The sequence below is a fragment of the Brenneria corticis genome (assembly GCF_003115855.1).
GTDB classification, from domain to species: domain Bacteria; phylum Pseudomonadota; class Gammaproteobacteria; order Enterobacterales; family Enterobacteriaceae; genus Brenneria; species Brenneria corticis.
The window spans coordinates 342847-362150 of sequence record NZ_KZ819071.1 but is presented as its reverse complement, the minus strand read 5'-3'; the positions used below and the strand labels follow the sequence as shown (position 1 = coordinate 362150).

The window sequence follows — 19304 nt, the reverse complement described above, 5'->3', positions numbered from 1 at the left end:
AAGTAGATAAGCGGTATGAAAATCCTGGTCATCGGCCCTTCCTGGGTAGGCGATATGATGATGTCGCACAGCCTGTATCGCACGCTTAAGGCGCAACACCCGCAAGCGGTCATTGACGTGATGGCGCCCGCCTGGTGCCGTCCTTTGCTGGCGCGCATGCCGGAGGTCAATCAGGCGCTGGCCATGCCGTTGGGCCACGGCGCGCTGGCGTTGGGCGAGCGTCGCCGTCTGGGGGTCGCGCTGCGCGCCGCCCGTTACGATCGCGCCTATGTGTTGCCCAACTCGTTTAAATCCGCGCTGGTGCCCTTTTTCGCCAAGGTTGCGCAACGGACCGGCTGGCGCGGAGAAATGCGCTACGGCCTGCTGAATGATATCCGCGTGCTGGATAAATCCGCCTTTCCGCTGATGGTGCAGCGCTACGTCGCTCTGGCCTACGACGGCAACCGTATTCATAGCGCCCAGGATCTGCCGCAGCCGCTGCTATGGCCCCGGCTGCAGGTCGCCTCTGAAGAAATCGCCGCGATGCGGCAAACCTTCGGCCTGAACGATGCCCGTCCGCTGATTGGCTTCTGCCCCGGCGCGGAATTCGGCCCCGCCAAACGCTGGCCGCACTATCATTATGCCGCGCTGGCGCAATCGCTGATTGCAAGAGGCTATCAGGTCGCCCTGTTCGGCTCCGCCAAGGACCACCCGGCGGGAGAGGACATTCTTCAGGCGCTGACGGAAGAGGCGCGGCGCCATTGCGCCAATCTGGCCGGGAAGACCTCGCTGGAACAGGCGGTGGTGCTGATTGCCGCCTGCCATGCCGTGGTCAGCAATGACTCGGGATTAATGCACGTCGCCGCCGCGCTCGATCGTCCGCTGGTCGCCCTTTACGGCCCCAGCAGCCCGGACTTTACCCCTCCCTTGTCGCATCAGGCGCAGGTGATTCGCCTGATTAGCGGTTATCACCGGGTGCGCAAAGGCGATGCGGAACAGGGATACCACCAAAGCCTGATCGATATTCAGCCCGACAGCGTTCTCAGCGCGCTGGAAAAATATCTGCCGGCCGCGGGAGAAAACCCATGAGGGTGCTGATTATCAAAACGTCCTCAATGGGCGACGTGCTTCACACGTTACCGGCGCTGACGGACGCTATGCTCGCCTTGCCCGGCATTGAGTTCGACTGGGTGGTGGAAGAGGGGTTCGCCCAGATCCCCGGCTGGCACCCGGCGGTGTCGCGTGTGCTCCCGGTGGCTATCCGCCGCTGGAGAAAAAGCTGGTTCAGCGCGAAAACGCGCCGGGAACGCGCCCAGTTCAAGCGGCAACTGCGCGAATACCGCTATGACGCGGTGATCGACGCGCAGGGGCTGATAAAAAGCGCCGCGCTGGTCACTCGTCTGGCGCGCGGGAAAAAACACGGGCTGGATTACCGCAGCGCCCGCGAGCCGCTGGCGAGCTGGTTCTATAACTACCGCCACCACGTCGACCGCCGGCAACACGCGGTTGAACGGGTACGGGAACTCTTCGCGGCCAGCCTGCACTATAAAAAGCCGGCCGAACGCGGCGATTACGCGATTGCCGCGCGCTTTCTCGACCAACTGCCCGCGGACGCCAATCAGTACCTGGTTTTTCTGCACGCCACCACCCGCGATGAAAAACACTGGCCGGAATCTCACTGGCGCGAGCTGATTTCTCTGCTCGAACCCAGCGGGCTGCGAATCAAACTGCCCTGGGGCGCGGAGCATGAACATCAGCGCGCTTTGCGTCTGGCGGCTGGATTTTCCCACGTCGAGGTGTTGCCGCGTTTAACGCTACAGCAGGTGGCGGAGGTTCTGGCCGGCGCGCGAGCGGTGGTTTCCGTCGATACCGGGTTAAGTCACCTGACCGCGGCGCTGGACCGCCCCAATATCACCCTGTACGGCCCCACCGATCCGGGGCTGATTGGCGGGTATGGGTTGAATCAGGTGGCGGAACTGTCTGAAAATCGGCAAATGGCGGCGATTAGCGCCGGGGAAGTCCGGCAAAAACTGGATCAAATGATAGACTTAACCCCATCAGGCGAGTAATCCCGCTCTCCCCTTGTTGAATAAATAGATGATCAATAATGTAGACTATGATCTGACCAGATCTTCCGGCATAAGCGCGGCCCTCGCCCCCAACGTTATTTTCCCCGGCTGTTTACTGACGTTAGCTATTATGCCGTTCAGCACCATCGTCGCCGGCTGGGTGTTCTACCTGACGGGATCGCTGGCGGTTTTTTACGTCATGACGCACCTGAAAACCATTCTGGCGGCCAAACGGCTGCTGGCGATCCCGCTGTGTTTACTGGCTCTCGGCCTGAGCAACCTGGTCTGGCACCAGCAATACTATCAGCCGGACACCGCCTTTCCCGCGGTTTACGACGCTTATCAAACCTCCGCCCACGCCTGCATTCTGGGGGCATTTATCCTGCTGACCACGCTGCATATCGCCCGGGAGAAGCAAAGATTTCAGTTCCCCTGCATTATGGCGATCTGCGCCCTGACGCTGGGCTATGCCTTTTATCAGTCGGCTTTCAGCGGCATACACCGGGTAAGCCTGATTTTCGGTCCGGCGACCAGCGCCGCCTATTTCATCACCTTTATCGGCGCGCTGAGCGCGCAGGCGCTGTTAACGCTCAACTCGCGCTATAAATATTATCTCTATCTGGCGCATTTCCTGCTGGTGACCATTGCGATCATCCTGACCGAAACGCGGGCGGCCATTTTTGTCTATCCGATCGTCGGCGTCATGATCCTGCTATCCGAAGTGCGCCATGATAAAAAACTGTTTATCAAAGCCTTTCTGGGTTCGGTGATGACCATTCTGCTGTGTTCGCTGCTGTTTCACGACACGATTAACAAACGAACCAATGACCTGCTGAACGACATACGCAGTTACAGCATGAATAACAGCAAGACATCGGTAGGCGCGCGCATCGCCATGTACCAATCAGGTATTGAGACGGGGGAAGAGGCCCTGCTTGGGCAATCCGCCGAACAGCGTTCAGCGCGTATTACTGCGCTCGCGGAGCAAAAGCCTCAGCTAAGCGGCGCGGTAATCTTCCTGAACGTCCACCTGCACAACGAAGTGATCGACGCTTTCTCACTCAAAGGTTTGCCCGGCGCGCTGATCCTGGTGATGCTATACGCGGCGCTGCTCTATTTCTCGTTTTTCATTCTACGCAGCCACCTCTCGGCCGCGCTCCTTTTCGCCCTGATAATGTACGGGCTCAGCGACGTGATCCTCTATTCGCGCGATATGCTTATGGCCTGGCTTATGGCCTTCTGCCTCGGCACCACGTTGACCGGCAGATGGCTGCAACGCTAGCGGCGGAAATCAGCGGGCGGAGCCCGCTTAAGATGACGGGGATAATCTTAATTATCGCTGTGAGAGCATAGCGGCTTTTAGTACCATAGCGGCTAAAATGGCACGTCGATCTCGTGCCCGAATAACCTTGTGAAAATCCGGAACATGACCCGCAGTCCATTGGTAGCTGTTGAGCCAGGGGCGGTAGCGTTCTGTTATTTAAGGAAAGTAAGGAAAGCGAGTGAGTCAAAAAGCCCTTCCCTATCATCGGATTCTGGTTGTGAAACTGCGCTTTCACGGCGATATGCTGCTTACCACGCCGCTTATCAGCACGCTGAAAGCCCATTATCCCGCTGCGAAGATCGATGTTCTGCTGTACGAAGACACTCGCCCCATACTGTCGAAAAATCCGCATATCCATCATCTCTACGGCTTAAAAAGAAAAACGGCGAGTTTGTCGGAAAAAATAAAAGAATTCATTGCGATACGAAAAACGCTCAGGCGTAACCATTACGATCTTATCGTCAATCTGGCCGACCAATGGCCCGTCGCGCTGTTAATCAAATCGCTGGCAAGCCGCAGCATCGCCCTAGACCGCGGCGATAGCCTGAAAGGGAAATGGTGGCGTTCGCTGTTCAGCGAATGCGTGCGCCCGCAGGGCGAGCATATTATCGAGCAAAATCGCTCGATGCTGGCGCCGTTGGGCCTGCCGGCGGCACAGCGGAAAGAATGCATGACCCTTGCTTACGGCGTCGAAGAGGCGGAGCGCATTTTCGCTGCGCATCCGCAGCTGCTGGATCAGCCCTACGTGGTGATTCAGCCGACGGCAAGACAGCTATTCAAATGCTGGGATAACGACAAGTTTGCCCAGGTTATTGATCATCTGAAAGAAAAGGGATGGGAAGTCGTACTGACCTGCGGCCCGTCGTCGGACGATCTCGATATGGTGCGCGATATTCACGCCCAATGCAGCCATAAGCCGGATATCACCCTCGCCGGCAAAACCAGCTTTCTGGAACTGGCCGCGTTAATCGACAAAGCGGTGCTTTATATCGGCGTGGATTCGGCGCCGATGCATATGGCGGCGGCGTTAAATACCCCCGCCGTATGCCTGTTTGGTCCTACCGACCATAAAAAATGGCGTCCCTGGTCGGATAACAGCATCGTTATCTGGGCGGGAAATTATCAGGCCATGCCGGAGCGACGGCATCTCGACAGAAGCCGCAAGTACCTCTCCTGCATCCCCGCTCAGGACGTGATCCAGGCGGCGGAGAGCCTGTTTGCCGACCGCGGCAGCCGCCCGCCTCTCGCCGGCGGGAAATAAGGAATCGCCATGAATATTGCCATCTGCCTGTATAAGTATTTTCCTTTCGGCGGACTACAGCGCGACTTTTACAGCATTGCCCAGGCCTGCGTCACGCAGGGACACCGCGTCCGCGTTTATGTTTTGTCATGGCAAGGCGAAAAACCGAATAACCTGGAGATTATTCTGGTGCCCGCATCCGGCATCAGCAACCATACCCGCAACCGCCGCTATGCCGAGTGGGTACGGCGCCATTTGCAGCAGCATCCGGTCGATCGCGTGGTGGGCTTTAATAAAATGCCGGGGTTGGATTTCTACTATGCGGCCGACGTGTGCTATGCGGAAAAGGTGGCGCAGGAAAAGGGGTGGCTCTACCGCCTGACGCCGCGCTACCGCCACTACGCCGCGTTTGAGCAAGCGGTATTCGAACGCGCCGGCCACACCAAAATGCTGATGCTGACCCAGCGCCAGATTGCGGATTTTAAAAAGCATTACGCCACGCAGGACGAACGCTTCTTTATTCTGCCGCCGGGCATCGCTCTCGACCGCAAATACGATCGCCGGGCGCCCGACGCCCGCCAGACATTCCGCCGCGCGCAAGGCATTGACGAAAACGCCGTCGTCCTGCTCCAGGTCGGTTCCGATTTTAAACGCAAAGGCGTGGAGCGCAGCATCCGGGCCGTCGCCAGCCTGCCGGAGGAACTCCGCCGGCGCGTGGTGTTCCTGGTTGTCGGACAGGATAAACCCGAGCGCTACCAGTCGCTGGCCGCCCAGTCGGGCATTGGGGAAAATGTACGCTTTTTCTCTGGGCGCGATGATATCGCGGACTTTATGGCCGCCGCCGACCTGCTGATGCATCCGGCTTATCAGGAAGCCGCCGGCATCGTACTGCTGGAAGCGATTACCGCCGGATTACCGGTGATGGTTACCGAGGTGTGCGGCTACGCTTTCTATATCGACAAGGCGCAGGCGGGGCGCGTCATCCCCTCGCCTTACCGTCAGGAAGCCCTGAACGACGCCCTGCGGGACGCGCTGAGCCAGCCGGAAAGCTTACGGAACTGGGCGCACAATGCCCGCCATTTCGCCGATAGCGAAGATTTATACAGTTTGCCGCAGAAAGCAGCCATGCTGATTTCAGGCGACGATGAGTAAATGAGCCGTATGATTGAATTAAAACCACCTTTCGCTTCTTTATGGAAAAACAGAGATCCCTTTAAAGAAGTCGACAAACTCGACGGCGATATATTTCGGGCGCTTGAAAGCCGACGCACCCTGCGTTTCACCCTGGACGGCCAGTCGTATTTTATCAAAATACACCGCGGCACCACGCTGAAAGAGGCGCTTAAGAACCTGATTTCGCTCAGGCTGCCGGTATTGGGCGCCGACCGCGAGTGGCATGCCATCCACCGTCTGGCCGAGGTGGGCGTGGATACTATGCGCGGCGTAGGTTTTGGTCAGCGCGGATTAAACCCGTTGCGCCGCCACTCCTTTATTATTACGGAAGATCTTAACCCGGCGATCAGCCTGGAAGATTACTGCGCCGAGTGGCCGCGCCGCCGCCCGCTGCCGCGGGAAAAAAGAGCGATTATCCGCCGGGTGGCGGAGATGGTGCGCAAGATGCACGCCGCCGGCGTTAACCACCGGGATTGCTATATCTGCCATTTCTTGCTTCACCTGCCCTATACGCCGGGCAGCGATGAGCTGAAAATATCGGTAATTGATTTGCACCGCGCGCAAATAAGGGAAAAAGTCCCTACCCGCTGGCGAAATAAAGACCTGATCGGTCTGTATTTTTCATCGCTTGATATTGGGCTGACGAAAACGGATATTTTTTATTTTCTAAAAGTTTATTTTAATCAACCGTTAAACAAGATATTGGAAAGTGAAAAGGCCTTGCTCGGTGAAGCAAAAATTAAAGCAGAGAAGATAAAACGTAGAACCCAAAGAAAATCATTATAATCTTCCATACACTAAATAATGCGAGCACTTACCTTATTTAATTAATAACTTCACGAGAACATCATGTATTTTAATAGAAAAGATGTTATTTTAAAAAAGATTAATATTGATGAATCACATAATAAAAATGGTGAATTACCCACATTAAATATTGCATATGGAATTGACAAAAACTTTCTTTTTGGTTGTGCCATATCTATCTCCTCAATATTGCTCAAAAATAAAAACATGAATTTCGTTTTCCATGTTTTTACTGATTATTTTGAAGATGATGATGTTGAAAAATTTAAAGAACTTGCAAAAAAATATAATACCGAGATTATAATATATATTATTAACTGTGATGAATTAAAAAAATTACCTAGTACCAAAAACTGGTCTTATGCAACCTACTTTAGATTTATTATTGCTGATTATCTTTATCCTGATATAACCAGGATACTCTACCTTGACGCGGACATAGTCTGTAAAGGAAGTTTAAGCGCATTAAGTAATTATCCGCTAGATACCAATTTTGCAGCAGTTGTCGCAGAAAGAGATAGCCAATGGTGGAATGAAAGATCTTTAGCTTTAGGCGATGAGAGAATAAAATCGGGTTATTTTAATGCTGGATTCTTGCTCATAAACCTGATCCAATGGAACCAAGAAAACATTAGTGAAAATGCTATGAATTTACTATCCAGAGATGATATCAGGAAAAAAATATCATACCTGGATCAAGATATATTAAATTTGCTCTTCGTTGGGAAAACGATTTTCCTGAGCGAGGATTACAACCAACAGTTTAGTATTAACTATGAATTAACAAAAAACAAAGAAAAAAGTTACTCTTCTAGGATAAAAAGCAGCACTATATTCATCCATTATATCGGACCGACAAAACCATGGCATGGGTGGGCCGCAGCCTATCCCAGCACCCATTATTTTATGCAAGCCAAAAAACACTCTCCCTGGCGGGACGAACCACTGATAAAACCGATAACTGTCAGCAATTTTAAATATTGCGCGAAACATTATTTTTATCAGGGGAAAACATATTATGGTATTTTTTATTTCATTAAATATTTAATAAAGAAAACAATACATTAATTTTTTTACTCAGGATCCAAGATCGCACAATGGAGAAATACTTATGACCACGTTGTTTCTTAAAAGAACAGGGGGTGGACTAAACAATCAAAAGATGATTCTTCTGGCATTGATTATAGAAGCCATTGAACAGCAATCTTCTATCACTTTACCTTACTTCATAAATTTTCTTGCCAAAAAAGAAACTTCCATCTTATCAAAAAAAATATACTATTCTTTAATTTACAAAAATTTTCAACGTAACATCCCTATATTTGATATTTTTGACCGTGATTCATTTTTCATTTTTCTGAGAAAATATAATGTAAAAGTCAGGAACTATCACCTCTTCCGTTTTGCATCAAAGCGATGCAACCCGAGCGATCTTTTTTTCAAAGGTGAAGCCATTATCAATGAATTCATTGATAATGAAGATTATAAATATAGAGAACTAATTATAGATTTTTTTAAATATTTAATCCCGTCTGCCGAGATGGAAAAGAAAATTAATTATTTTATTGCACAGTCGGAACCCTATGATGCCGTATGTCAGTTAAGAATTGAAAGTGACTGGCCGTTGGGTATAGAAGACTCCTGGGAAAATAGATCCTCTACCGTGGCACCATCACCACTGGAACGATGCAGAAACATTTTCAACAAGATAAAAAACACGTTACCAGACATCGGTACAATGTATGTTACTTATGATAAAAGCGCGATTACTTGCTCTTTTGAGGAAATAGTGAATCTAGCACAGGAAGAGTTCTCATTCCGTTTGAAAGAAAAAAAATCCTCTGCGGGAGAAGCGATGCATCCAAAAAATTCGCTGGAAGCTTCAGTGGTTGATTTTGAAATTGCAGTGCATAAAGATATTTTTATTGGAACTAATATATCAACGTTTACTTTACTATCGAGTATTACCAGAGTGTGTCGTGGTTTGTCAGATAAAAATCACAGATATCTATATAATATCCCTGGAAAAATATTAGTTCTGGATAAAAAAATCATCCCGTCAGTGAATAAAATCCGCTAACAAACTGCCTCAACTAAAGAACCATTAATAACTAAAAAAGATATTAATATGTTTATAAACGCTATCGTTGTTATATACAAATCTCGAATTTTACAATCTGATACCATTAAAGCAATATTTCAAGCAGATTTGTCCCATATTAACTTAACTATTACCATATGGAACAATGGCCCCGAGTTTCTAGAGCAAGATGATATAAATAACTACATGGAAAAATGCCGCCAATATGGCATATCATCATCTATCTACCAGGACATCCGAAATATATCCCTCAGCAAGATCTATAATCATTTTTTTTCGGAAAAAACACATGACTTCTTTGTTGTTCTCGATCAAGACACCAGTATAGCGCCCGATTTTTTTTCTAATATATATACCAATAAGGACTATGAACTGATATGTCCCGAAGTCTACCTTGAGAATGATAATAACCAGCTTGACGGTCCAATTTACTATCCATCCAAAAAACAAGTACCTCCAGGCGACTTTAATGCTAATAGCATATTGACCTGTGGCTCAGGTTTATCAATATCATCCTCATTGTGCCAGAAAGCAATAAAAGAGTTTGGATTTATTTTTGATGAAAGATTTGCATTCTATTTGGCCGATCAAAGTTTTCTTATGAATTTAAAATACTTTGATTTTATCAAAGGTAAATGCATCGGGAAAATATTACACAATCTCTCCGGGCATGGCGAATTCAGGTTGATGAAAGAGTCCTCAAAACTGGAACATGGTTATGCTCTGGTATTAAGAAGAATCATATGGAAAAACAAAAGCAGCATAATAAAAAATTATTTCCATGCAATTAAATTCATTTTTGAGTCAAGATGCAGTTATTCCAGTACAATCAAGATATTAAAATGCACGTTTGCAGGCCGGCACCCAAGGTCAGAATTCAAAATAGATAAGAATATAAAACCGACGAATTATTGTTAATAGCTCATAAGTATTATTCTAATAAAAGCTCGCCGTGCCATAAACTGTTGTATATGTATTTCACCCCACACTGATGATCGCTCCAGAAAAACTTTCCATATAGGCCTTTTTCCACTGATGACAGGGGACTAAAAATTGGACAGAGAAATCCCTGCGGGACATGATCTTTTCCCAGTGAATTGAACATCATAATATCGATCAGCTAATGCATATTAAACAACAGGTACGAAAACTGTTTGTTTCTATCACTCATTTTGATTACATGGAAAAATGCTCGGAGCTTACCTTAAAAATATCACTACAAAGCATTTGAGTCATAACTTTCATGGGAGATGAATATGATTTCCTTACTGCGATAAATCAAGCATCTTCGATAATTACAGAAATATGGATATTTATTTGCCAGAATAAATTATGAGTTATTAATAAGTTATCACTAATAGAGAAAACTAGAGAATGATAATTTTAGTTTATTCACCAAGTTATGATATTAATAACGGTGGTTCAATTGTACTTCATAGATTATGCCACATACTAAATCATATCGATGGTTGCGAAGCGTATCTTGTAAAACATTCATCGAAAAAACGTAGCTTCGCATCTTTGAGAGATATAGTAAAAACATTATCATCAGACGCAGAAAAACCGACTTCAAAAAAATACAAAACCAACATCAGTTGGAAAACTCCTATTTGGAATAAATATAAATATCCTTCCGATAGTGTTGTCATATATCCTGAAACTGTAGACAACAATCCTTTAGAAATAAAAAACGTAGTCCGCTGGTTATTACACCAACCAGGATTTCATACTCAAAAAATAAACTACTCAGAAGGTGAATTATATTTCAAATTTAATTCCGCCATTGATGAATTTAATTATCCCGGCTCCGTTTTATCAAAAAATGAAATGAAAGTAATATATTATCCCATTGATATTTATAACACTGTAAATTGCAATGATAAAATTGAAAGGGATATAGTATCATGTCATATGATAAGAAAAGGGAATAATAAAAAATTTATTCATAATGAACAATCTGTACCGCTAGATGGACTTGAACATCGAGAAATTGCTGATATATTTAGAAGATCAAAAAGGTTCATTTGTTATGACGATTACACGGCTTATTCTATATTCGCAGTATTATCTGGATGTGAATCAATTGTAATACCCGATGAAAAAACAAGCATTGATGATTGGTATCCTAACCTTGAAGACAGATATGGTATTGCCTATGGTCTGAGCGAAGAGCAGAGAGAATGGGCTCTCAAAACTAAACATAAGGTTTTAGAGCATGTTATTAGCGAACATAACAAGTCTCAACGTAATGTTGAAAATTGCTTGAACGAAATAATTCAATACTTCAACCTTAAGTAACTAATTGGTACAAACGTTGTTCATCAGTTCTTGTCTCTGTTATCGATCACTGCCCTTTTTGATCGTCCATTAGTGAACGGAAAATAGTACCCTAACGCTATACCTATCTTCCGCCACATAAATTGCGGCCTACCATAGCCTGATTTTCCAAACTTACTGTATATCTATTTACGGTAAAATTTCCCAAGAACTGGCGCAATATTACTTGAATTGAGCTCAACACACTTCCACGTTCTTTTACCATACCGCGCAGGATAGACGGAGACTGACGCATACAGGTTGGGCTTTCCGGTTGCTTTTTCCAATGATAGTAAAACGTCCTAATTATCGGGGTAAAACACATCTCTGCAATGGCAGCCATGTACAACATGAGTCGCCCGTACGTTGGCTCTTCCGCCACGCTGTTCACATATTTTCGGTAAGAATCAAGATTACACACATTCAGATATCTTTCGATTGCATCATTAACTGGCTGAAATTCCCCTGATCCCCACATTCAGCAAGTAGCCGCTCCCAGTCATCCGGCGGATGGCCGCTTTCGAGCATATTGTTGAATACTCTGTATGCGTCAGTTTTTGCGCCATATGCGCGCAGGCTTTGAACATCGTTAACCCAGGCGAGAATGATAATCCTGCTGCCGGAATCGTAGCGAAAAAAGAGGCGGTATTGTTGATAAAATTTGGCGCGAAACCAGTGCTTGTATTCAGCGCCCAACGTATCGCCTTGTCGAAACGCGGAATTGGCGGGATCGACGGTAATGACGTTCATAATCAGGTGCCAGATGGCGGCAAGACGTTTAGTCGCTTTCTTATTCTTATAGCTATCCAGGCTTTCCGCCTTTAATTTTTCAACCTCCTTCGTCAATTCCTCCAACTGTCGAATAAACAGCGGGTGCGCCAGAACATACCATCCGTTGATATTATATGTTTTCCCGTCCATACATTATCAATCCTCATCATCCGATAATGGTGAATCCAGATCTCCCCATTCCACACCGGCGACAAGTCCACCGATGCGATCCACCAGTTCAGCAGATAACGGCTGAAGCGATGTGGCCGGATTGGCCGCGATATCACGAGCGAGGAATTCAAGAAAACGACCAATAACGGGGTCGGCCTCGTCGTCGTTTTTACGGGGAATCAATACATCGCCGTTCGGCAATACGCGGTACTGAATACGGTCCACGCCTTTTTTTAAATTCAGGGTACGCAGGATCGTTGCCGGAATGGTGGTCTGCCCACGCTCCGTGATTTTTGATTCGCAAATATCAACCGGTTTAAGTTCAGTTAGTGCAGCCATAATATTGTCTCCTCCGCTATCTGCCGTTTAAAGTAATGCACTTTCATTGCCAATGCAAATGCATTATCTCCCACCGCACAGACTATATCCCACGAGAAATAGGGAGTTTATCCCTCGCTAACCCTATGATATTGCCACCAGGAATGGGCTGCCGCCAAGTATCCCTCCCCCCCTCTCTGCCGCGAAATTTTGCAAAAATGTTACATCAAACGGGGCGACCATGAAATTTTTGCCATTTCCCGACGCCAAGTGGCAACCACGCAAAGGTAAAAGTCTGCTGGAGAGTGCAGGATGCTGAAATCTTACAAAAATGAACTAATTTATTAACAATTTATTCATCATCGCTATCCAGACTTTGGAGATTCCTTACATGACCACCATTCAGAAACGTATGTACATCAACGGTGAATTTGTCGAAAACCGCAGCGGGAAGTGGATTGACGTGGTGAATCCGGCGACCGAGCAGGTGATTTCGCAGATTCCGGAAGGCGCGGCGGAAGATGCAAAAAGAGCCATTGACGCCGCCGAAATCGCCCAGCCCGGCTGGGAAGCATTGCCGGCGGTAGAGCGCGGCGTCTGGCTGCATAAAATTGCCGACGGCATCCGCGCGCGTGCCGCCGAACTGACGGACACCATTATCGCCGAAGGCGGAAAAACCCACGCGCTGGCGCAGACCGAAGTGTTGTTCACCGCCGATTATCTGGATTATATGGCGGAATGGGCGCGTCGTTACGAAGGGGAAATCATCCAGAGCGACCGCCCGAACGAGAACATTTTTGTGTTCCGCAAAGCTATTGGCGTCACCACCGGTATTCTGCCGTGGAATTTTCCGTTCTTTCTGATCGCCCGCAAGGCCGCGCCGGCGCTGATCACCGGCAACACCATCGTTATCAAGCCCAGCGAAATCACGCCCAACAACGCGATAATTTTCGCCGAGATCGTTCATAACATCGGTTTGCCCAAGGGGGTGCTGAACATCGTCACCGGCTTCGGCCCCACCGTAGGACAAGAGCTGGCCGCCAACCCGAAGGTCGGCATGGTCAGTCTGACCGGCAGCGTCGCCGCCGGTATCGCCACCATGACCGCCGCAGCGCAGAACGTCACCAAGGTGTCGCTGGAACTGGGCGGCAAAGCGCCGGCTATCGTGATGAATGACGCCGATCTGGATCTGGCGGTGAAGGCCATTGTCAGCTCCCGCGTCATCAACAGCGGGCAGGTGTGCAACTGCGCGGAACGCGTTTATGTGCAGCAAGGGGTGTACCCCGAATTTATCTCCCGTCTTAGCGAAGCGATGAAGCAAGTGACCTTTGGCAATACCGCGGAGCAAAAAGAGCTGGATATGGGGCCGTTGATCAGCGCGGCGGCGTTGCAGCGGGTGGAGGACAAAGTGGCGAAAGCCGTATCGCAGGGGGCGAAAGTGTTGCTCGGCGGCCAGCGCGCAGGCGGCACCGGTTATTTTTACCCGCCGACGCTGCTGGTGGACGTTAAACAGGATATGCCGATTATGCATGAAGAGGTGTTCGGCCCGGTGCTGCCGGTAGCGACGTTCGCCACGCTGGAAGAGGCCATCGCCATGGCCAACGATAGCGAATACGGCCTGACGTCGTCGATCTATACGCAAAATATCAACACCGCGATGCAGGCGCTGAAGCAATTGAAATTCGGCGAAACCTATATCAATCGCGAGAATTTCGAGGCGATGCAGGGCTTCCATGCGGGGTGGCGTAAATCGGGCGTCGGCGGCGCCGACGGCAAACACGGCTTGCAGGAATATCTGCAAACGCACGTGGCTTATCTACAATTCCACTAAAGGCTATTTCGTTAACCCAAGAAAAAGATAATGAGAAACCACGATGATCATTTCCGCTTCAACGGACTACCGCGCGGCGGCGCAGCGCAGGCTGCCGCCGTTTCTGTTCCATTACATTGACGGCGGCGCGTATAACGAGCATACCCTCAGGCGCAATACCGCCGATCTGGCCGATATCGCGCTGCGCCAGCGCATCCTGAAAAACATGTCCGAGCTGAGTCTGGAGACGCAGTTATTCGGCGAAAAGCTGTCGATGCCGGTGGCGCTGGCCCCCGTGGGTCTGACCGGCATGTATGCCCGACGCGGAGAAGTGCAGGCCGCGCGCGCGGCGGCGCAAAAAGGCATTCCGTTTACCCTATCCACCGTCTCGGTCTGTCCCATCGAGGAAGTGGCGCCCGCCATCGACCGCCCCATGTGGTTTCAGCTTTACGTTTTGAAAGATCGCGGTTTTATGCGCAACGCGCTTGAGCGCGCGCAGGCGGCGGGCGTAAAAACGCTGGTCTTTACCGTGGATATGCCGGTTCCGGGAGCGCGTTATCGCGATGCGCATTCCGGGATGAGCGGCCCGAATGCATCGGCCCGCCGTTTGTTGCAGGCGATGACGCATCCGCAGTGGGCGTGGGACGTCGGCCTGAACGGCAAACCGCACGATCTCGGCAACGTCTCCGCCTATCGCGGTAAACCGACGACGCTGGAAGATTATATCGGCTGGCTGGGAGCGAACTTCGATCCCTCCATTTCGTGGCAAGATTTGGCGTGGATCCGTGAATTCTGGACCGGCCCGATGATCATCAAAGGCATTCTCGACCCGGAAGATGCCAGAGAGGCGGTGAAATTCGGCGCGGATGGCATTGTAGTTTCCAACCATGGCGGCCGCCAGCTCGACGGCGTATTGTCTACGGCGCACACCTTACCGGCGATCGCCGACGCGGTAAAAGGCGATATCACCATTCTGGCGGATTCCGGCATTCGTACCGGGCTGGACGTAGTGCGCATGATTGCGCTGGGCGCGGACGGCGTGCTGCTGGGTCGCGCCTTTGTCTATGCGCTGGCGGCCGCGGGCGAGGCGGGCGTGGTTAACCTGCTAAATCTGATCGAAAAAGAGATGCGCGTGGCGATGACGTTGACCGGCGCCAAATCCATCGCCGAAATCAGCACGGACTCGCTGGCGTACGGCGCATTACCGGGCGTTCGCTAAACGAATATGGGCGCGCCGGCGCCATTTCTGTAGTGAGCGTCGCCATTCGGTCAGTGCCAAAGTTGTTGGTTCCAAAAAGTTTAACCAAGTGCGAGATGTGCGCAGGGTTAAGGCTTCCCCCCACTACCTTTTGAGTTAGCGACTCCAGCCGTCCGATCAGCGCCTTGCGTTTTTTATGTTGCTCGATAAAACTCTGGTAGGGAGAAATAAACGCCGCTAAGGCTTCATTAGTTTGGTAAGCATCAAATAATTCTTGCAGAATAGAGGTTGCCTGGTTATACGCACTTGCATGCCCTTGCTCCGCACATTTAATTGCGCTGTCCCAGTGCATTGTCCGCGCCGCAAAAACCGTATGTGCGAGGGCAAGGATGTCAATAACATGCTCAAGGCTCTGACCGCTTCGCGTCCTCTCGATAGCGTTCATCTTCATCCAGAGAAAACGTAAATAGCTGATAGTCTTTATCTTCTGTAAGGGAAACCATGACGTCATCGTCTATCGCCATAAATTCCTGTGGCAACGTGCCAAGGGGTAATTCAGATAGGCAATCACCTGCCCCCAATTGACGTAATAAAAACCGATATCAAAATACTTCATCATCAGCTCGTCGGGGTCTGCATTTAAATCGCCATAATGGTAATAAACCGTAAAGGCCCTCGAGTCGATCTCGGCTCGGCTTGAGTCAGTCCGTAGCTGACGTCGTTGCTCGGGTGACAAAACGCCATCCTGACGCTCAAATCGATGGTATTGATATTCACCCATTATTCACTCGTCATTATCCATTTGGTTTTTATTGATGACAGAAGCCTTGTATACCTTTGGCATGTGCTTTCACTTGATGTATCAACATTTAATACGGAAATCGTTATGCAGATTTTGCCAATGTATTTGCAGTGCGATTTTATGTTCGTCTAACATGGGCAGAGTCGTTAATTGCTCGGGCCATAGCGTTCTCGCCTTTTCCATTACATCCAATAAATGCGGTTTTATGGCGACCCATGGCACCCCCGCTTTATTTGCCCATAATTCAAAACGCCGCATGGTCATGTCACTCCATTGCTTGGTATTAACCATATTAAGCGCCAGACGGTCATGCTCAATATACGGCGCAGTAAATACCACATCATACAGCGGCGCAAGGCGTGGGAAGCGCTTATCTGCATAAATAAGCGTCCAATTTTTGAGATGGGCATCACCATTGCCCAGCAAGATATTTAGCAACAAGCGTCTCGCCATTTGTTGAATATCGGTCAGGCGATCGCGACTTGCGCGATACAGGGTTTGCCCTAATTGTTCATAATTCACTTTCTGATATTTACCTGCCGGGTACAGACCAAATACTTGAGCAAAGTCTTCACTGTGTACTCTGCCTTCAGCGCTACGATCAAAACGCTTAATACCGTAAGCGAATGTCTCATCAGGCAGGCGAATACTGGGTAATCCATCCAGTTCCTTAAGTTTAATCAGACGTATTTCCGGTATCTCTGCCCCTGCTACTTCCGCTAACTTCATGCAGGTATATTCGTTAATAGGAACCCCCTTATGCACCGTTGAGGGCGTCTTGATAATCCACATATCATCTGATATTTCTTTATCAATGTGGTAACGGCCATCGACTCTGGACGACGAGAATTTCATCTGCACACCCGCCAGCGAAAATTTGCTGTCGGCATGTTTCACATCAATTTGCAATGGCTCAACATTAAGACGGTATTGCAAAGCCCATGATGGCATCTCTCCTGCCCGGATAGGTTTTGCGACAATGGCGCCGGGCAGGTTCATCCCTAAATACGCTAACAGCGGAAACTCATTACTGACATGACATTGCAGGGTATGGGCGACCCACTCGCGCAGCATTCCCTCAGGAAGTAAATTAGAAAGTACGGGAGGGATCTTTTCGGAACGCACCTGCGACTTACTGAGATAACTCGAATCCAGCAGTTGCCTGAGCGTCAATGTTGGTCGCATAGTCTCAGGCATTGCAAGATAATCGGGGGAAAAACTAAGAATATTCCTCCCCCCGGAATAGTGGGCAATGACGCCAACCTGGATACCGTGCAGGTTAACGCTTAGCCCTTCAACTTTTTCCGTCTGTTTGGCCATGTCGCTTATCCTCAGAACCGAACCAGAACTGCAAGTCATCTGAATCATCCTCCAGCATGTCAGCAGTCTTGCTCACTGAACTGTCGGGCGGTTGAAGCGATTCTCCCGCCTCAATGGGCGTGATCGATAATTGCAGGTTCAACCCCTCCAACACACGCAACAAAGTAGATAGCTTTACATCACTTCCCGCTTCAATTCGTTGATATTGTTGTTGTTTCATCCCTATACGCATATACATGTCTTTTTGCTCCATACCCAGTGCCTTACGGCGTTGAGACAGCACCTGAGCGATCGCACTTACCTTGTTCATATCCCGCACCTTAAACAATATATTCATTGTTTCCTTATCCACAAACAACATAATAGTTGTAAATTGACCACAGTACAACACATCCATTGTTTCTATAAAACATGACAACGTTAAAGTTGTATAAACAGAATAAAGGGATCGGTTGAGGCCACACGAAATTGCTGACGTAGGGAGCCGGTGACGCTTACGCTACCGCGCCCAAAGCCAATGGACAGGAACAGCAAAAGCGTTCGGTATATTTTTTAAAGAAAAGCAGTTGTTACCGGTATAGAACAAAACGCCCCCTCTCCAGTTGCTCCTCGCCGCGTCGGCCAGACGGCGTAAACCAGCAGCATCCTTTTCCTGAAAAGTTGCGGATTTTTTTACCTCTACGCCCCACACGCCATCGCCCTGTTCAATGACCAAATCAACTTCAACCTGGTCTTTGTCGCGATAGTGGGAAAATTTTAATTCGCTATTTACCCATCCCGCCTGGCAAATAAGTTGCTGGACAACAAAGCTTTCCAGTATAGGCCCAAATTTACCATTAGGATTGCTCCATTGCTCGCGGGACTGACCGCAAAGATAACTCGCCATTCCTGAATCAATGACATAGACCTTGGGTGTTTTTACTAATCGATTGGCGCCATTTTTATGCCATGCCGGTAAACGCCTAATCAGGAAAAGCCGTTCCAGGAGAGTGAGGTATTTATCAATAGTCTGGCGGCTGAGTTGCAAATCCCGGGAAACATTATTCACATTCAATAAATTACCCGTACGCAATGCAAGAAGCTTCATTAACGCCGCCAGTTCATCCGCATCCCGAATTTTTGCAATATCACGAACATCTCTTTGTATGACGGCATCCAGATATTGTTCAAACCAGCGCCGGGCTCGTCGTCCTTCCCGCAGCGTAACTTCTGGATATCCCCCGGTAATGATCGCCTTCACTACATCCTCAATAGGGGCAATATTTCCTTTCACAGCAGGCTTAATCGCATTGGAAATAATCATTTCCAGCAGTGACCGATCGCAGCGATGCTTTTCCTGCTCGGACAGGGGTTGCAAATAAATGACTTCCATGCGCCCGGCCAAAGAATCCTGAGCATTAGGTAGTAATAATAGATTTGCCGACCCGGTTAAAAGAAAACGGCCTGCTTTGCGGTTTTGATCAACATCCGCCTTAATTGCTATCAATAACTCGGGCACGCGCTGAACTTCATCCAAGGTGACATATTCCGGTAGCGAATAAACAAAACCCATTGGATCATTCTTCGCCGCCAGCAAAACTGAAGCGTCATCAAATGTGATGTATTCTCGACTCGGATCCAGCTCTTGAGCGAGAGTCGTTTTCCCTACCTGACGAGACCCTAAAAGACAAACAACCGGCGTATCTGATAACGCTAGCTCCACTTCCCGTTTTAGGTATCTTGGAAAATTGTTCGTCATTTAGCCTTCTTAAAATTACCAAAAATTCTGGATACGAGCGTTCGGTTCAAGCGCAAACCTGACTAGCGTCTAATTGCAAACTTAATTACCGTCTGATTGTAAACTTTACTATCGTCTGATTGCAAACTTAACCATCGTCTGATTGTAAACTTAACCATGGTAACCAG

20 protein-coding genes are annotated in these 19304 nt (G+C 48.7%); 12 read left to right on the top strand and 8 right to left on the bottom strand.

Features of this window, described 5'->3' with window-relative positions; all coding sequences use genetic code 11:
* The first annotated feature begins 15 nt into the window (after window positions 1–15).
* From rfaF to DDT56_RS01650, 10 genes are all read left to right on the top strand, one after another.
* Window positions 16–1068: an ADP-heptose--LPS heptosyltransferase RfaF gene (rfaF, locus tag DDT56_RS01695; protein ID WP_136164770.1), complete on the top strand. Its 1053-nt coding sequence runs from the start codon at window positions 16–18 to the stop codon at window positions 1066–1068.
* On the top strand, window positions 1065–2048 hold the full coding sequence (rfaC, locus tag DDT56_RS01690; RefSeq protein WP_136164769.1) for a lipopolysaccharide heptosyltransferase RfaC: 984 nt from the start codon (window positions 1065–1067) through the stop codon (window positions 2046–2048). The genes rfaF and rfaC overlap by 4 nt, the downstream gene beginning before the upstream one ends.
* Window positions 2049–2076: 28 nt before the next feature.
* Complete coding sequence (locus DDT56_RS01685; RefSeq protein ID WP_136164768.1) at window positions 2077–3330, top strand: O-antigen ligase family protein; 1254 nt, start codon at window positions 2077–2079, stop codon at window positions 3328–3330.
* A gap of 220 nt (window positions 3331–3550) precedes the next feature.
* Entirely contained in the window at window positions 3551–4633 is a 1083-nt protein-coding gene (rfaQ, locus tag DDT56_RS01680) for a lipopolysaccharide core heptosyltransferase RfaQ (protein ID WP_136164767.1), read from the top strand.
* Between the two features lie 9 nt (window positions 4634–4642).
* A complete protein-coding gene (locus DDT56_RS01675; protein ID WP_136164766.1) occupies window positions 4643–5764 on the top strand; it encodes a glycosyltransferase family 4 protein in 1122 nt (373 codons plus the stop codon).
* Window positions 5765–5773: 9 nt separating this feature from the next.
* Window positions 5774–6571 carry a lipopolysaccharide core heptose(I) kinase RfaP gene (gene rfaP, locus DDT56_RS01670; RefSeq protein WP_136164835.1) on the top strand — a complete coding sequence of 266 codons (798 nt, stop codon included), beginning with the start codon at window positions 5774–5776 and terminating at the stop codon, window positions 6569–6571.
* 63 nt (window positions 6572–6634) lie between these two features.
* Window positions 6635–7660: a lipopolysaccharide 3-alpha-galactosyltransferase gene (gene waaO, locus DDT56_RS01665; protein WP_136164765.1), complete on the top strand. Its 1026-nt coding sequence runs from the start codon at window positions 6635–6637 to the stop codon at window positions 7658–7660.
* A 43-nt stretch (window positions 7661–7703) separates the two neighbouring features.
* Window positions 7704–8672, top strand: a complete 969-nt coding sequence (locus DDT56_RS01660) for an O-fucosyltransferase family protein (protein WP_136164764.1) — start codon at window positions 7704–7706, stop codon at window positions 8670–8672.
* A 48-nt stretch (window positions 8673–8720) separates the two neighbouring features.
* The gene (locus tag DDT56_RS01655; protein WP_136164763.1) at window positions 8721–9611 is read left to right on the top strand and encodes a glycosyltransferase family 2 protein; all 891 of its coding nucleotides are present in this window, start codon (window positions 8721–8723) and stop codon (window positions 9609–9611) included.
* 456 nt (window positions 9612–10067) lie between these two features.
* Window positions 10068–10991: a WavQ gene (locus tag DDT56_RS01650; RefSeq protein ID WP_136164762.1), complete on the top strand. Its 924-nt coding sequence runs from the start codon at window positions 10068–10070 to the stop codon at window positions 10989–10991.
* 441 nt (window positions 10992–11432) lie between these two features.
* On the opposite strand, the gene DDT56_RS01645 is transcribed toward DDT56_RS01650, so the two are convergent.
* From DDT56_RS01645 to DDT56_RS25120, 3 genes are all read right to left on the bottom strand, one after another.
* Window positions 11433–11930, bottom strand: coding sequence for a type II toxin-antitoxin system YhaV family toxin (locus DDT56_RS01645; RefSeq protein WP_136164761.1), 498 nt, complete (start codon window positions 11928–11930; stop codon window positions 11433–11435).
* Between the two features lie 6 nt (window positions 11931–11936).
* Entirely contained in the window at window positions 11937–12290 is a 354-nt protein-coding gene (locus DDT56_RS01640) for a type II toxin-antitoxin system PrlF family antitoxin (protein ID WP_136164760.1), read from the bottom strand.
* A gap of 123 nt (window positions 12291–12413) precedes the next feature.
* Window positions 12414–12512, bottom strand: coding sequence for a hypothetical protein (locus DDT56_RS25120; protein ID WP_136164759.1), 99 nt, complete (start codon window positions 12510–12512; stop codon window positions 12414–12416).
* Window positions 12513–12660: 148 nt separating this feature from the next.
* Between DDT56_RS25120 and aldA the strand changes: the two genes are divergently transcribed.
* Together aldA and lldD are read left to right on the top strand one after the other, a co-directional pair.
* On the top strand, window positions 12661–14100 hold the full coding sequence (gene aldA / locus DDT56_RS01630) for an aldehyde dehydrogenase (protein ID WP_136164758.1): 1440 nt from the start codon (window positions 12661–12663) through the stop codon (window positions 14098–14100).
* Window positions 14101–14143: 43 nt separating this feature from the next.
* Window positions 14144–15298, top strand: a complete 1155-nt coding sequence (gene lldD / locus DDT56_RS01625) for an FMN-dependent L-lactate dehydrogenase LldD (protein ID WP_136164757.1) — start codon at window positions 14144–14146, stop codon at window positions 15296–15298.
* Here lldD and DDT56_RS24540 read toward each other — a convergent pair.
* The 5 genes from DDT56_RS24540 to DDT56_RS01605 form a co-directional block, all read right to left on the bottom strand.
* Window positions 15252–15788 carry a hypothetical protein gene (locus DDT56_RS24540; protein ID WP_210416955.1) on the bottom strand — a complete coding sequence of 179 codons (537 nt, stop codon included), beginning with the start codon at window positions 15786–15788 and terminating at the stop codon, window positions 15252–15254. The two genes, lldD and DDT56_RS24540, sit on opposite strands and share 47 nt — an antisense overlap.
* Window positions 15789–15791: 3 nt before the next feature.
* Window positions 15792–16058 (bottom strand): hypothetical protein, encoded by a 267-nt coding sequence (locus tag DDT56_RS24535; protein ID WP_210416954.1) that lies wholly within the window; start codon window positions 16056–16058, stop codon window positions 15792–15794.
* An 81-nt stretch (window positions 16059–16139) separates the two neighbouring features.
* A complete protein-coding gene (locus DDT56_RS01615; protein ID WP_136164756.1) occupies window positions 16140–17399 on the bottom strand; it encodes a type II toxin-antitoxin system HipA family toxin in 1260 nt (419 codons plus the stop codon).
* Window positions 17374–17709: a helix-turn-helix domain-containing protein gene (locus DDT56_RS01610; protein ID WP_136164755.1), complete on the bottom strand. Its 336-nt coding sequence runs from the start codon at window positions 17707–17709 to the stop codon at window positions 17374–17376. The genes DDT56_RS01615 and DDT56_RS01610 overlap by 26 nt, the downstream gene beginning before the upstream one ends.
* A 189-nt stretch (window positions 17710–17898) precedes the next feature.
* Window positions 17899–19137 carry an ATP-binding protein gene (locus DDT56_RS01605; RefSeq protein ID WP_136164754.1) on the bottom strand — a complete coding sequence of 413 codons (1239 nt, stop codon included), beginning with the start codon at window positions 19135–19137 and terminating at the stop codon, window positions 17899–17901.
* Window positions 19138–19304 lie beyond the last annotated feature (167 nt).